The following is a 14450-nucleotide window of genomic DNA, read 5'->3' as shown; positions in this document are numbered from 1 at the left end:
CTCGTTAAGCGATTATGCTAAAGCTGCTTTAGTGATTTTAACGTTAATGGCCGCTACCTTGTATGGATCTGCGTTAGACGCTGGGCGACGATCTTCCAGACGACCTTTCCAGCCATCTTCTACTGTGCCGATTGGAATACGGATCGAAGCACCACGGTCAGAAACACCATAGCTATATTGATCGATTGACTGAGTCTCGTGCTTACCAGTCAGACGCTGCTCGTTGTGCGCGCCGTAAACAGCGATACACTCTTCAACATGCTTACCAAATTCTTCACAGATCTTGGTGAATACAGATTCATCACCAGCTTCACGCATCGCGCCATTGGAGAAGTTGGAGTGCATACCGGAGCCATTCCAGTCAGTGTCACCCAGTGGTTTCGGATGCCAGTCAATAGATAAGTCGTATTTCTCGGCAGTACGCTCAAGCAGGTAACGTGCTAGCCAGATTTCATCACCAGCACGTTTTGCTGATTTAGCGAAGACCTGGAATTCCCACTGACCAGCAGCGACTTCAGCGTTAATGCCTTCAACGTTCAGGCCTGCTTCAAGACACAGATCCAAATGTTCTTCGATCAGGTCACGGCAATAAGCATTGCGTGCACCTACTGAACAGTAGTATGGACCTTGCGGTGGAGGATAGCCGCCTGCAGGGAAGCCAGGAGGTAAGTTGGTTTCAGGATTCCACAGGAAATATTCCTGCTCAAAACCAAACCAGAAATCATCATCATCGTCTTCGATGGTTGCGCGACCATTAGACTCATGTGGCGTACCGTCTGCATTCAGAACCTCAGTCATGACCAGGTAAGCGTTCAAACGACCTGGATCAGGAATGATCGCAACGGGCTTCAGCAGACAATCGGATGCATTGCCTTCAGCCTGTTCGGTAGAGCTTCCGTCAAAAGACCACATTGGGCATTCTTCTAACGTACCGCCAAAGTTAGAACGGACCATTGTTTTGCTGCGCAGGCTCTGGGTTGGCTTGTAGCCGTCAAGCCAGATGTACTCCAACTTACTTTTCATGGTGAGATTCACTCCACTTGTGTTTCATTGCGTTAGTGTTCACGAACCTAGTCGTAAACACTGGGTAGTTTGTTGTTCACGAATAACAGTTCGGGATATAGCAGGTTTTATTCCAATTCTTAAAAAAACGGATGAATCTGGCGCTTTATATGGGTGTTTTGCCCAAAAAGAGCGCATGAATGCCCAATGAGCGAGCGGTGACGGGTGTTTGCAGGTATGAAGCTTTCGCAAGGGAATCTCGAGTGGAAGAATGAGTTTTGCCTCAAAAGGAGGCGAAAAACTGCTGACCGCACTTATATGGGGCAGGTATTTGAAGGTGAGAGACTAATCCGGTGCATTCGCATCCAGAACGATGACTGAAGTGTTGTCCCGACCGCCGTTGGCGATCGCGGAAGTAATCAGATGAGAGCATGCTTCTTTAGGTGACCCTTGTGCAAGTGAGGTCTCTATCTCCTTTCTCCCCAAATCGTTGTACAGGCCATCAGTGCAAATCAGGTAGCGATCTCCAGCGAGGGCCTTTTCGTAGACAATTTCGATGGTGAGAACCTGGTTAACCCCGATGGCGCGTGTGAGTATGTTTGCAGAAGGATGAACCGCAGCCATGATTGGGCTTAACTCACCGCGAGCGCATTTTTGTTGCGCAAGCGTATGGTCGCAAGTGAGTTGTTCGAACAAACCATCACGCAGTCGATAAATTCGACTATCGCCGGCCCAAAGGAAAAAACAATAGTTGCTCTGCACATACAGCGCTGCGACGGTTGAGCCGACTCGCTCAGAGGGGAAGGTGTTTCGACAAACTTGATGGGCGTTTTTTAAGCAGCTGTCTATCTCTATTATGGTTTTGTCTAAAGAGCCTTTTTTACTGAAGTACAGAAGGGATTCAACAACGACCTGGCTGGCGTAGTCGCCGCGGCTGTGACCACCCATGCCATCGGCCACGGCCCACAAGTTTTGCTCTTGCGAACAAATATAGGCATCCTCGTTGACCTTCCGAACCTTGCCAACATCGCTTTTTGCTGCACTTTCCCAGCAAAGTTCGGAGGTTGTGGCATCGAGCTGCTCACCCAGTTTTGCAAGTTCTTTTAGATCAATGTGTGGCATGTTTCTGATCGCTTTTAGTGTCGTTGACTTTTGTATTCTTTAGCGTTTCCAGTCACCTTTGAGGGTGCGAACAATTTCGGCGGCAGACTCGGGGCGTTTCCCTGGTTCTTTGTGCAGACACTGCATGGTCAAATCAGCCAAAACCGAAGGAACCTTGGTTTTCGATACAGATTGAGGGCTTTTAGGAACATCATTTTCCACCTGGTTTAAAAGCGTCTGGACAACCTCGCCCTGAAACGGTGTAACGCCGGTCAGTGTCTCGTAAAGGATAGCGCCCAGGCTATAAACATCGGACCTGGAATCAATTGATGGGTCTCGTCTGATTTGCTCCGGCGACATATACATCACGGTTCCCTGAAGCTTACCTTCGCCGGTCATGCCTGGGTCGGCATCCACTTCCTCTATGTCGGCTTCGTTGTCGGGTTGATCCTTTTCTTTGTGCCAGACTTTCGCTAAGCCCCAGTCCAGCAACAGGGTTTCGCCATAAGCGCCGATTAGGATGTTTTCCGGTTTTATATCTCGGTGGATGACACCGCGAGAATGTGCATAAGCCAGGGCATTACCGACATGGATGATCACATCCATCAGTTGGCCTAGGTCGTAACGCTCCCGGTAATTTAAGACCTCGCGCAGGGTGTAGCCGTGCACCAGTTTCATAGTGAAGTAGTAATTGCCGCGATTATCCCGGCCCACTTCATAGGTGGGTATGGTATTGGGGTGTTGCAGCATGGCTGAAATTCGCGCTTCGCGCAGTAACCGGGTCGACTCGATCTTGTTGCCGACAAACTCCGGTCTTAAAGTTTTATAGCAGACGGTGCGTCGCAGATGCAGGTCCCTGCAGGATTTAATCAGCGATTTTCCACCCTTGGCAATGGTGCTGAAATAAGCATAGCGCGTTCGAGGGTTGAGAGTTTCCGGCAATGGAATATCGGTATCTTCTATGTATAGTGGGGTTTCAGCGCCAGCCTGCTGTTGAAACTCGAGCATAGTTTCCGGTACCTCTGTTTTAATAAGTGCGAACATTTCAAAGTGGCGATCATGTCGGATGCCTGAAGACGCAGCAAGCCGCCTTAAAACAGTCGAAGTCCTTTAAATACTATGCAACATATTCAAAGCTGGCAATCACCATCGCAGTAAGAGAATGTTATACTCCGCCGCTTTATTAATTTATGTCGATCCCGCTATGAAATTTGTTGTCAAACTCTTCCCTGAAATCACCATTAAAACGCGCCCGGTTCGCAAGCTGCTGACCAAACAGCTCAGTACCAATATCCGAAATGTTCTGCTGCGCATCAGCTCGGATGTGCGCGTGAAAAACGGCTGGGATGCAATTGAGGTTTATACAAAAGGTTCGGCGACCGAGACGCTCAATGACGATGTCTACGATGCACTCACCTGCATTCCGGGCATTGCTTATGTGAACCGTGTACGGGAGTTCGAGCTGGGAAGCTTTGATGACATTATCAAGAACACGCTGACCGTTTGGGGCGACGCGCTGGCCGGGAAAACCTTTGTGGTTCGGGTAAAGCGCACCGGTAAGCATGATTTCAAATCCACCGATGTTGAGCGTTATGTTGGCGGAGGCATCCGGCAGCAAAGCCAGGCCAGGGCGGTTGATCTGCATAACCCAGACGTACTGATTCGGCTGGAAATCCGCGATGACAGGCTGATGGTGATTGACCGCCGCCGTAAAGGCTTGGGCGGTTTTCCTATCGGTGGTGCCGATTCCACAGTCTCACTGGTCAGTGGCGGGTTTGATTCAACGGTTGCCTCTTATCAGATGATTCGCCGCGGTATCCGTACGCACTACCTGTTCTTTAATTTGGGCGGTGCAGCCCACGAGAATGGTGTGAAAGAGGTTATTTATTACCTGTGGAAAAAGTACGGCAGTTCGCACCGGGTGAAATTCGTGTCTGTGCCGTTTGAGGGTGTGGTCGAAGAGATTCTTGAGCAGGTTGAAGACCGCTACATGGGTGTCGTATTGAAGCGCATGATGATGCGTGCGGCGAATGCCGTTGCGCAAAAGCTGAAGGTCGACTCGTATGTCACCGGCGAGGCGCTGTCACAGGTGTCCAGTCAGACCATGATGAACCTGCGGCTGATTGATGAGGTTGCCGACCGCCTGGTTATCCGGCCTCTGGCGGTATCCGATAAACAGACAATTGTGGATCAGTGCCGCGAAATAGGGACCGCAAGCTTTGTAGAGCGTATTCCGGAGTACTGCGGCGTGATATCACGAAAGCCCAATGCCGCCTGTAAGCGCAATGATCTGTTGGCCGCGGAGTCTGCTTTTAATCTGGAAGTGCTGGATGCAGCGCTGGCGAGTGCCAAGGCAGAGTCCATCGATGAGATGGATTGGCAGCCGACCGAAGAAATGGAACAGGCGCTGAATGAAAGGTTAAAGCCGGAGAGTGCGGTGGTTATTGATGTGCGCCACCCCAATGAGATTGAGCAGGCTCCGCTGGATGCGGGTGATCACGAGATTATCCAGCTGCCGTTTTACAGCTTGAACCGACAGTTCAAAGCACTGGATCAAAGCCGCGAGTATCTGCTGTTTTGTGATAAGGGTGTGATGAGCAAGATGCATGCACTGCATTTGTCCGATGCGGGCTTCAAGAATGTTGGGGTTTACCGCAAGGCGGACTAGGTGTTTAGCGGGTGGCGCATGCGAGCTCTGCGCATGCGCTATCGGGCTCGCAACCTGCCGGTGCAGTGGGGCGAGCCGGGATCGGTAACGATCAGTTCTTGGTGGCGTTCTCGGCAGCCTGCTTGTTTTGAGCATATAGCGCTTCGAAGTTTACCGGAGCCAGCATCAGGGCAGGGAAACTGCCTTTAACAACGGCAGTATCAATCGCTTCACGGGCATACGGGAACAGGATGTTCGGGCAGTATGCACCCAGCATCTGGCTGCGGGTGTCTTCAGGGAAGCCGGCAATAGAGAAGATGCCCGCCTGTTGAATTTCGCACAGGAATGCTGTTTCATCTTCCAGTTTGGCAGATACAGTCAACGTCAATACAACTTCATATACGTCTTTATCCAGCGGGTTAGCCTTGGTGTTCAGGTCCAGCTTGATTTTAGGCTTCCACTCTTTTCGGTAAATGGCAGGCGCATTCGGGCTTTCAAAAGAAAGGTCTTTTACATAGATGCGTTGAATGCCAAATTGAGGTTGTTGTTCTGTCATTGGAGCTCCAAGTTGTAATAAGTTGGGTGTGAGTTTCTAAAAGCCGGCGCTATTTTGCCAGTCAATCAGGAAAAGTTTCGGCTACTGGTTCAAAAGACCGTCTAATAGGTTTGAACGCTCCAGCGCAAATAAATCATCACAGCCGCCAATATGCTGCTGGTTGATCCATATCTGCGGCACGGTACGGCGTCCACTTTCCTGCATCATTTGTGCGCGCAGCTGGGCATTGCCATCGACAATCAACTCTTCGTACTCAAACCCTTTGCTATCCAGCAGTTGTTTTGCCCGAATGCAGTATGGGCACCAGTCTGATGAGTATATTTTGATCTGTGGTTTTGACCCCATTGTGCGCTCCGTCTTTAACCTTTAACCAGTGGCAGATTGTTGCCTTTCCATTCCAGGATGCCGCCACGCAGCTTATGCAGCTTGGTGAAGCCCTGTTTATTGAGGATCGTACCGATAGCGCCAGCCGTTGTGCCGGATTTGCACACAATGATGAGGTTCTCATCTTTGTAGGCATTCAGTTCAGACAGGCGTATTTGCAAATCTTTTGATGGAATATTGATCGCGTTTGGCAAGTGGCCGGCCAGGAAATCGTCCCGGCTGCGAATATCCAGTACTTTAGCGTTTTCATTGTTGATCAGGGCGGTTGCCTGAGCATTGCTGACAGCCGCACCACCGCGGGCTCCTTCCGTTTTAATCAGCAGGATCAAAAGTACAGCCCAGATTAAGCTTAATACCCAATGGTTTACGACGAATTCAAGGAGTTGCTCTAGCATGGGTGGTTCTCTATAGGTTTTACATGAAAAATGAGGCGGCAGTATACACCACTGGCTGCGTTAAGGTAGTTGTTCTGTGGCATGCTCTGTGCGCATGCTGCTTGACAGAAAATTACAAAATGAAGCCCTTTTGCAATAGGACTGAACACTGTCTTGGGTATAAGTTGAAACACTTTTCATCAAAACTGAACCGGCCGCAGTCTTCAGTCGGAGACAGGTCAATAGAAGCTGCATTTAATAAATGCGAAGAGTTTATTCGGAAAATTCGACTCGAAGTTTGAGTTTTAATCAGTAAACTAGCGATATTCGTAGTTTTCTTACAATTTTATAGAGGCAATACATATGGCAAAGGGTAAATCGGCAATTTTGCTTATTCTGGATGGCTTTGGTTACAGTGAAACATCACAGTCTAATGCCATTGAAAAAGCGGACAATCCGGTTTGGAACGGTTTGTGGGAAAATTACCCGCATGCCCTGATCAAAACTTCTGGTATGGCAGTAGGCTTGCCGGATGGCCAGATGGGTAACTCAGAAGTTGGCCATATGAATATTGGCGCCGGTCGTACTGTTTATCAATCTCTGACCCGCGTGACCAAGGCCATTGCTGATGGTGACTTCTTCGAGAATAAAGCTCTGGTCAATGCAGTGGATTCTGCTGTTTCCAAAGGTAAAGCTGTTCACATTTTGGGCCTGTTGAGCCCGGGTGGTGTTCACTCTCATGATGATCACCTGCATGGCATGGTTGATCTGGCCGTGAAGCGCGGTGCTGATAAAGTATACGTTCACGCCTTCCTGGATGGCCGTGATACGCCACCACGCAGCGCACTGGCTACTATCGAGAAGCTGGAAGAGAAGCTCCAAAAACTGGGTGTTGGCGGTATTGTGTCAATGGTTGGCCGTTATTACGCCATGGACCGTGACAACCGTTGGGAGCGTGTTCAGATTGCATACGACCTGCTTACCAAAGGCAGTGCTGACATCGTTGCAGCTACGCCAATGGATGCACTGCATGCCGCTTACGATCAGGACAAAGACGATGAGTTCTGCCCGGCGTCTTCCATTCGTGCTGAAAACACCTCACCGGTTACCATTCAGGATGGCGACGCGGTTGTGTTTATGAACTTCCGTCCGGACCGTGCGCGTGAACTGACCCGTGCTCTGGTACAGAAAGATCTGGAATCTGATCTGGACCGCACCGTGATGCCCGAGTTGAGCGCCTTTGTTTCCCTGACTGAATACGCTGCAGATATCCCATGCGATGTTGCCTACCCACCGGAAGATCTGGTCAATACCATTGGTGAAGTTGTGCAAAACTTTGGTGGCAAGCAGCTGCGCATTGCGGAAACTGAAAAATATGCCCACGTAACCTTCTTCATGAGCGGTGGCCGCGAAGCCGAGTTTGAAGGCGAAACCCGTATTCTGGTGCCTTCTCCTAAGGTTGCAACCTATGACATGCAGCCAGAGATGAGTGCGCCTGAAGTGACTGAAAAGCTGGTTGCAGCGATCCAGTCTGAAGAATTCGACCTGATCATCTGTAACTACGCTAACTGCGACATGGTGGGCCACACGGGTGATATGGAAGCTGCGATCAAAGCGGTTGAAGCCATCGATGTAGCACTGGAAAAAGTAACCAATGCTGCGCTGGAAACCGGTGCAGATGTACTGATCACGGCTGACCACGGCAATGCTGAACTGATGATTGACCCTGAAACGGGCGGCGCAGTCACCAGCCATACTACCTTCCCGGTACCGCTGGTTTATGTTTCCAAGAACATCGAAGGTGTTACTCTGGAAGAGGGCGCATTGTGCGACCTGGCACCAACACTGCTGACCATTATGGGTGTTGATGTTCCGGCTGAAATGACGGGTAAAAACCTGATTAAGTAACAGGCTTTAGGTTTGTAGAAAGCCCGCATGGAATTAACTATGCGGGCTTTTTTAGGTCGGTCGTCATAGCGCATCAATTTAATAAGCTACCCAGCGATATGTATGCGCACCCAAATAAGAAAAACTAACCATGAAATCAGTGGCGCCAATAAAAACTTCCTTCCTCTATATTCCCAGGCTAATGCTTTGCCTGATAGCCTTGCAGTCTTGTGCCAATGTTCAAACTAGCTGTAGTGACGGCTGGTATATTACCGGGTACTACACTCCCTTAGAGTCTGATTACCAGGGCGAGCGTACATCCATCATTATTGACTTAAGCATAAAAACCGACTTTCCCAGTTCTTTTCTTCGTGATGTCAAAATGGAAGGCTGGGGTAAAACAAGATTTGGTTGGTACCTTGGCTACTATTCTAACGAGTGGCATCGGGCAGTTCAGCCGCTTGATGCCAAAGGGCAAGCGTTAACGATTGGTACGGTATCTGCAGATCCAAAACAGGTAGCATTGGGTTCTCAGGTGACCATTCCCTCCAATCATCATTTCCTAAAAGGTAATGAATTCATAGCTGCCGATGTTGGACAAATGATTAGGAACCAGCATATCGATATTTATGCTGGCGAAGGTTTACCTGCAAAGCAAAAAACACTGGCTTTTACCGGTCAGCAAACTGTCTGTATCTCTCATTAAACGGATATTTCATGAATATAAGAAAACAATTTGAAGGGCTGTTACTTAGCTTTGTCATCATAGTGAGCTCGGCTTCTGCTCAGCTATTTCAACCTTTTAACTATCGTGACATCGTGAGTTACCATCAAAAAATGATCTTTCTGATGTCTGGTGAGAGCACCAATGAAGTTGCTCGTCAGAGAGATACATTTATCGCGCGAAATTTCTACTATGAAAAAAGGCACCGGCTTGAGCATCTTGAGGCTCAGTTGTTGAAATTGCCCGCGAGTGAACGAGCCCGCCATCTGAATGAACTTTTCGCCTACATATATAGTGATGAATTTCGTGCGGCGGATGCTCTGGCTTTTATTGACTTGGTTGATAACCTTTTAATTGAACATTCTGAAACGCCTTACCTAAGCCAAATTGAAGTGCGTCAGCTGCGTCAATTGGAGCAGCAGATGTTGGTTATTCAGGATACCTATAAAGAGGATCTTAGTGAAATCTATAGCGCTATCGGAACCCGAGGGCTGCAATTGGAGCCGTGGCAGGATTATATTGATTTCCTTAATCAACAGTATGATCGGAACCGAATCTATGAGCAGTTTAATGAGAATGGTGCGGTTTTAAACGAGCCTGCGGTTAGAGGGGCTGAAGATAACAAGAATTCTAATTTGGTCTGGGGCTATGGAATACCTGAAAAAACGGTTGTCCTTACCTTTGACGACGGCCCTCATTACCGCAATACAGGTGCCATTCTAGATACACTTAAAGAGTATGGTGTAAAAGGCTACTTCTTTGCAGTTGGGCAAAACGTCGGAGAAGTTAATGGCGATCAGGTTAAACTGAGTAAGAAATCAGAACAGTTGCAGCGGGCACTTAGGGAAGGGCACCAGCTCGCCAATCATAGTTTTTCTCATGCTTTGCTCACTAAGCTTGAAGCAGATGAGCAAAAGAGCGAATTACTAAAGACCAGTCAGGCTTTAAAAGCCGTCAGCGGAGTTGATACCGAGTTGTTCCGTCCACCCTACGGATCAAAGAACGATGCGCTTCTTAAAGTATCTGGCGAGCTAGGCATGCGTGCGATTATGTGGAATATTGACTCTAAAGACTGGGCTGATCCAATTCCAGATTCTATAGTTTCGAGAGTAATGACAGAGCTGGAATCAAAGAAAAAAGGCATTCTGCTGTTCCATGATATTCACAAGCAGACGGTCCAGGCCTTGCCAACCTTATTAGCAGAGCTGAAAAAAGAAGGTTATAAGGTTGTTACTATTGATGGTACGCCTTTTGGTAGTGAGCCGGAACAAAAACCAGATAGCGTTAAACCTTCAGTGGCTGTTAAAAGTGAGCTGTACGGTAATAGTTGGGCGCTGGTTATAGGTATTAATAAATATCGATACTGGCCGCAACTTAGTTACGCAGTTAATGACGCTAAAGGCGTCGAAGATATCTTGAGGCAGCAATATGGGTTTGAAGATAACCATATCTTCACTCTCTATGATGAAGACGCGAATCGGGAGAATATAACTGAGCATCTGGCTAATATTTTGTCTGATCCAAACAAGGTTAAACCTAATGATCGAGTGTTCGTTTTCTATGCCGGTCATGGTATGACTCGAGTTCTCCCTTCCGGTCGAAACCTTGGCTACATCATTCCTTTTGATGCAGAGCTCGATAAGTTCCACAGCAAGTCTATATCAATGACTCACCTGCAAGATTTCTCGGACATGATACCGGCCAAACATGTCTATTTTGTTATGGATTCCTGTTATAGCGGGATAGCCTTAACTCGTAGCGGCGGTCAGCAAGTAAGGTCCAAATATCTTGAGGAAATTTCATCAAGGCAAGCCCGGCAGATATTGACTGCCGGAGGTGCTGACCAAGAGGTAGCGGATGGAGGGCCAGGCGGGCACTCAGTCTTTACCTGGTCGCTTTTAAAGGGTTTGTCTGGTGAAGCAGACCTTGATGAAAACAATATAATTACCGCATCAGAGCTGGGGGCCTTTGTTTCACCCTTGGTCGCAGAAAACTCAAATCAAACGCCAGCGTTTGGCAATTTGGTAGGTAGTGAAGGGGGGGAATTCTTATTCGAATTAGCACCGGTTCATCTATCCGACGCTGCATTAACTGACGAAGAAAAATTAAAGGCCGCAATATTGGAACTACAAAAAGAAAATGCGGTTTTGAAGCAAAAGCTTAATGAGTTAAGCGACACTAAAATTGCAAGGGAAATTCAGAATGAGCTGGATAATGAAATTAGAGGTTTGTCTCTTAGCGAGCGAATAGAGAAGGCGAATCAGTACCATGCTCAGGGACTTGCAAAGTACAGAAACAAAGAGTATCAGCAATCATTGGAGCTCTTGCATATCGCCATGACGTACAACCCATCCAATCCGGGTATCGTAAATGACTACGGCTTTGTACTCTATCGTGACGGGCAGTTTTCTGAAGCGCTCAATTGGTTAGAAAAAACTATTGAGCTCGATGCTGAACGTACCCCTGTTTATCTTAATATTGCCGATACACTGGTAGAGTTAAATCGCCCTGATGAAGCAAAACCCTACTATGAATACTACCTGGAACTGTATCCTGAGAGTCCTGTGAAAGAGCGTATCGATCAGTTTTTAAGTTCTGAATCGTAATTTATGGCTATCCAGGCAGGTAACCTTTATCTTATTTTCACTGGTTAGTGTGGCTCTGTGAATGCCGGTGTAGAGGTTCTTAACAACGCCGCGACTCTAGTGGGCCATGCGCAAAGTTAGGTAACTGTTCGCTTCGCAGTTCAGCGATGATCATCGTTGAAAAACCTTGAAATAGCGCCACTATTACTGCGTTTTTTCGCCTTGATCTTCACTGCACTACTCTGCTCCTTAGTGACCGAACTTTACGCATAGCCCACTAGTGGCGCATAAACCACTAGAGTCGTTGAGTTGACGTATTTGTCTGAAATACTAATCAACGCACCGGCAGGTTTTTACATTCAAACCCACCAGCGTGCGTGCAGGAAGACTTTTAGGGTCTTCTAAAAACCGGTAGACCATACTGGTTCCCGTATTACACTGAACACCATCACTGTATGCTCCAACATATACAATTGAGCCATCGGGCCTCGTAATAACAATAATGGGTGATAGTGGTGTTGTGAAGGAATCTGGTAGTGTTACTGTCTTGCCTAGTCCGTTAGTCTTTGTATTTAACTGGAAGACGGAATAACCATTTGATTTTGCTGTATCGCTAATTTGTTTAGCATGATTTAAAGAAAAGTATCGGCAGAAGCAGTTCGTTGGTAGCCAATGAAAAACGGCTGGATGCGTTATTGAGGTCATCTGGTCTATCTGCGTTTGCCACTGCTTTTGGTACAAAATCGAATCGGGAACTTCTTTAATGAGCCAATCTACATGATTTTGCGTGAACCAATAGGAAGCACCAGCGGATAGTGCGATAAATAAAGCCGCTAACAAAAGTCCTATTCTATAGCTAGAAGCTGCAGCCATATTTTACTGATCAAAAGAATTGCTCTGAATTAACTGTACTTACTCAGAACCACTTAATCTGCAAACAGCGTCAAAAAATCAATAAAACAACAGTCTTAATTAGAGGTTAAACACTTCGTTAGATATATGCGTACAAGAGATTTTCCTAAGTCTGCACTCCTGCTATTGATTCCATATTGAAAGCTAAAACCAGCCGATCTATCGCCTAAATTTTATTCCTATACCTCTGACTTTCTGATTATGAATATTTTAGATGGTCGTTTAAATTTTGAGGTTTTGCCACAGTCCTGCACTGATAATTCTCCTTTAACTCAAATTTGAAGCGCTAATCAGGTATTGCTCATCAGAGATTTTACGGAAGGACATATAGCATAGATTTACTCTGTGTATTTTTTGTTGCGAGCGTTTTCTGCTCTCGCCTAATTAGCAAAAACAGGGAATGAATATTTCAAATAAAGGAAATGGATTAATGAATACCAATAAGTTACACCTGACTACGGCGATCATGTTTGCCTCTGCGTTGATTGCCAGTAATGATTCAGTGGCCGCCCCAGGCCAGCAAGATAGCTTTCAGACTGTTTTTTACAGTTCAGTGATTACCAGTGACGAGAGCGATTCAACGTCCTCTGATAGCGAAGAAAGTGAAGGGTATAGTGATTCAGACCTTGAATCCTTTTTGGCAACACAGGATACATCACCTTATTACAGTGATATTGAAATATCAGCCTATTTAGACACGGCGATTACTGAGGTGAATGGAGAAGTCATTGACTTCAGTGGTGATGTCTATACTGATTATCTTGAAGATTCCTATGTTGAATTAAATAGTAGCAGTGACTCCTATTCCATTACTGAAGCTGGCACCTACTTACTCACTGGAAATATTAATTCAACAATTCGTATTGAAGTGGGCGAAGATGAAGATGTCCGACTGGTATTGCAGGATGCTTCGATAATTTCCGATGATGGTCCGGCCATAGTTGTTGTATCGGCTGATGATGTAGAAATTTCACTTGTCGAAGACAGTGTTAATTACCTGGAAGACTCCGCTACACGAGAAACCGATGACGAAGATTATGATGCTGCACTGTATTCCGATTGTGATTTGCTTTTGAATGGCAGCGGAAGTCTGACTATCACTGCTAATTATAATAATGGATTGAAAACCAAAGATGATCTTAAGCTATTGGGCTTAAATCTTTATGTGGCTTCTGTGGATGATGGTGTTGTTGGTAAGGATTCGGTCGCTGTTAAAGATGCTGTCATTACTATTTATGCTGACGGAGATGCACTGAAATCCAGTAATGAAGACGATGACAAAGGTTTCGTTGTTATTGAATCTGGTACTGTAGAGATCGACTCTGGCGATGATGGAATAAGTGCCGAAAATATCATAGCCATATATGATGCAGAACTTAGTCTGACCTCGGAAGGTAAGGGGCTAAAGTCTGAAACGGATATACTTGTTGGCGGGGGTGAGTTTCTATTTTCAACAACGGATCATGCAATTGATGCAAACCTTGATGCAACCATCTACGATGGTACCTTCACACTTGACTCCTCTCTGGGGGATGGCATTAAAGCCAGTGAATACCTGACCATCAACGGCGGAACGTTTGAAGACATAAACACAGTTGAAGGTCTGGAGGCTCGTTATCTTACGATCAATTCCGGTTACATAGATATTAATTCAAGCGATGATGGTCTCAATGCCGCATCTGACTATGACGACAATACCTTAGTAATAAATGGCGGCTTTCTGCTTATAGAGTCGAACGGTGACAGTGTCGACTCTAATGGTACAGCCACGGTGAATGGCGGTACCATTATCGCAAACGGCCCAACTTCTAATGAAGGTAACAGTTGTTTCGATATTGATAACAGCTTCATGCTGAATTATGGGACTATTTTTGCGTTCGGAAACTCACAAATGGCGAGTGATCCGGCAAGCTATAGCTCGCAACCATCTATCAGCTTTACAGGCTCTTCAGACTATGACTCAGGCACTACGGTTACGCTTTCAACCAGCAGTGGTACTGAAATCATGTCGCTATGGGCAATTAATGATTTCGACCATCTATTAATCGCTCACCCGGATATGACCGTAGGGAGTAGTTATAACCTTCAGGTAGGTGACTCAGAGAGTATGGATATTACTGTGAGTTCTGTAACCACTACAGTCAGTGAAAGTGGTGATTACTCTTCCGATTTAGACTCTTCCATGTTTAATAGACGTTAAGGTTGTTCATAGCCATTGCTAAAAAAGCCTGCAGATAACTATCTGCAGGCGACCTGTTTAATAAGGTTTGTTACGTTT

12 protein-coding genes are annotated in these 14450 nt (G+C 46.6%); 5 read left to right on the top strand and 7 right to left on the bottom strand.

Annotated elements, in window-relative coordinates; genetic code table 11:
• Positions 1-12: 12 nt before the first annotated feature.
• The 3 genes from BCF53_RS02555 to BCF53_RS02545 form a co-directional block, all read right to left on the bottom strand.
• Positions 13-1023, bottom strand: a complete 1011-nt coding sequence (locus BCF53_RS02555) for a glutamine synthetase beta-grasp domain-containing protein (RefSeq protein WP_132699591.1) — start codon at positions 1021-1023, stop codon at positions 13-15.
• Between the two features lie 324 nt (positions 1024-1347).
• A complete protein-coding gene (locus BCF53_RS02550; RefSeq protein WP_132699589.1) occupies positions 1348-2124 on the bottom strand; it encodes a PP2C family protein-serine/threonine phosphatase in 777 nt (258 codons plus the stop codon).
• Positions 2125-2163: 39 nt separating this feature from the next.
• Complete coding sequence (locus BCF53_RS02545; RefSeq protein WP_165901784.1) at positions 2164-3111, bottom strand: serine/threonine-protein kinase; 948 nt, start codon at positions 3109-3111, stop codon at positions 2164-2166.
• A 196-nt stretch (positions 3112-3307) separates the two neighbouring features.
• Here BCF53_RS02545 and thiI point away from each other — a divergent pair, with 196 nt between their 5' ends.
• Complete coding sequence (gene thiI / locus BCF53_RS02540; protein WP_132699585.1) at positions 3308-4771, top strand: tRNA uracil 4-sulfurtransferase ThiI; 1464 nt, start codon at positions 3308-3310, stop codon at positions 4769-4771.
• Between the two features lie 91 nt (positions 4772-4862).
• On the opposite strand, the gene secB is transcribed toward thiI, so the two are convergent.
• From secB to BCF53_RS02525, 3 genes are all read right to left on the bottom strand, one after another.
• The gene (gene secB, locus BCF53_RS02535) at positions 4863-5306 is read right to left on the bottom strand and encodes a protein-export chaperone SecB (RefSeq protein WP_132699583.1); all 444 of its coding nucleotides are present in this window, start codon (positions 5304-5306) and stop codon (positions 4863-4865) included.
• 81 nt (positions 5307-5387) lie between these two features.
• Positions 5388-5651: a glutaredoxin 3 gene (grxC, locus tag BCF53_RS02530; protein WP_132699581.1), complete on the bottom strand. Its 264-nt coding sequence runs from the start codon at positions 5649-5651 to the stop codon at positions 5388-5390.
• Positions 5652-5665: 14 nt separating this feature from the next.
• Positions 5666-6085 carry a rhodanese-like domain-containing protein gene (locus BCF53_RS02525; protein ID WP_132699579.1) on the bottom strand — a complete coding sequence of 140 codons (420 nt, stop codon included), beginning with the start codon at positions 6083-6085 and terminating at the stop codon, positions 5666-5668.
• A 342-nt stretch (positions 6086-6427) separates the two neighbouring features.
• Between BCF53_RS02525 and gpmI the strand changes: the two genes are divergently transcribed.
• The 3 genes from gpmI (at position 6428) to BCF53_RS02510 (ending at position 11281) form a co-directional block, all read left to right on the top strand.
• A complete protein-coding gene (gene gpmI, locus BCF53_RS02520; RefSeq protein WP_132699577.1) occupies positions 6428-7972 on the top strand; it encodes a 2,3-bisphosphoglycerate-independent phosphoglycerate mutase in 1545 nt (514 codons plus the stop codon).
• Between the two features lie 130 nt (positions 7973-8102).
• Entirely contained in the window at positions 8103-8657 is a 555-nt protein-coding gene (locus BCF53_RS02515) for a 3D domain-containing protein (protein ID WP_132699575.1), read from the top strand.
• Positions 8658-8668: 11 nt separating this feature from the next.
• A complete protein-coding gene (locus BCF53_RS02510; protein WP_132699573.1) occupies positions 8669-11281 on the top strand; it encodes a polysaccharide deacetylase family protein in 2613 nt (870 codons plus the stop codon).
• A gap of 309 nt (positions 11282-11590) precedes the next feature.
• Here BCF53_RS02510 and BCF53_RS02505 read toward each other — a convergent pair whose 3' ends face one another.
• Positions 11591-12133 carry a DUF6436 domain-containing protein gene (locus tag BCF53_RS02505; RefSeq protein ID WP_132699571.1) on the bottom strand — a complete coding sequence of 181 codons (543 nt, stop codon included), beginning with the start codon at positions 12131-12133 and terminating at the stop codon, positions 11591-11593.
• A gap of 439 nt (positions 12134-12572) precedes the next feature.
• Between BCF53_RS02505 and BCF53_RS02500 the strand changes: the two genes are divergently transcribed.
• Entirely contained in the window at positions 12573-14372 is a 1800-nt protein-coding gene (locus tag BCF53_RS02500; protein ID WP_132699569.1) for a carbohydrate-binding domain-containing protein, read from the top strand.
• The last annotated feature ends 78 nt before the right edge of the window (positions 14373-14450 follow it).

The sequence above is a fragment of the Reinekea marinisedimentorum genome, assembly GCF_004341165.1.
In the GTDB taxonomy this organism is placed as follows: domain Bacteria; phylum Pseudomonadota; class Gammaproteobacteria; order Pseudomonadales; family Natronospirillaceae; genus Reinekea; species Reinekea marinisedimentorum.
Note: the sequence above shows the minus strand (reverse complement) of the source record. Positions and strands in the feature narration are given on the sequence as shown.

Coding starts and splice junctions, on each gene's coding strand:
- grxC (WP_132699581.1), bottom strand. CDS start 5,651: ATGGGGTCAAAACCACAGATCAAAATATACTCATCAGACTGGTGCCCA.
- BCF53_RS02525 (WP_132699579.1), bottom strand. CDS start 6,085: ATGCTAGAGCAACTCCTTGAATTCGTCGTAAACCATTGGGTATTAAGC.
- BCF53_RS02505 (WP_132699571.1), bottom strand. CDS start 12,133: ATGGCTGCAGCTTCTAGCTATAGAATAGGACTTTTGTTAGCGGCTTTA.
- BCF53_RS02500 (WP_132699569.1), top strand. CDS start 12,573: ATGAATATTTCAAATAAAGGAAATGGATTAATGAATACCAATAAGTTA.
- BCF53_RS02515 (WP_132699575.1), top strand. CDS start 8,103: ATGAAATCAGTGGCGCCAATAAAAACTTCCTTCCTCTATATTCCCAGG.
- thiI (WP_132699585.1), top strand. CDS start 3,308: ATGAAATTTGTTGTCAAACTCTTCCCTGAAATCACCATTAAAACGCGC.
- BCF53_RS02550 (WP_132699589.1), bottom strand. CDS start 2,124: ATGCCACACATTGATCTAAAAGAACTTGCAAAACTGGGTGAGCAGCTC.
- BCF53_RS02555 (WP_132699591.1), bottom strand. CDS start 1,023: ATGAAAAGTAAGTTGGAGTACATCTGGCTTGACGGCTACAAGCCAACC.
- BCF53_RS02510 (WP_132699573.1), top strand. CDS start 8,669: ATGAATATAAGAAAACAATTTGAAGGGCTGTTACTTAGCTTTGTCATC.
- gpmI (WP_132699577.1), top strand. CDS start 6,428: ATGGCAAAGGGTAAATCGGCAATTTTGCTTATTCTGGATGGCTTTGGT.
- BCF53_RS02545 (WP_165901784.1), bottom strand. CDS start 3,111: ATGCTCGAGTTTCAACAGCAGGCTGGCGCTGAAACCCCACTATACATA.
- secB (WP_132699583.1), bottom strand. CDS start 5,306: ATGACAGAACAACAACCTCAATTTGGCATTCAACGCATCTATGTAAAA.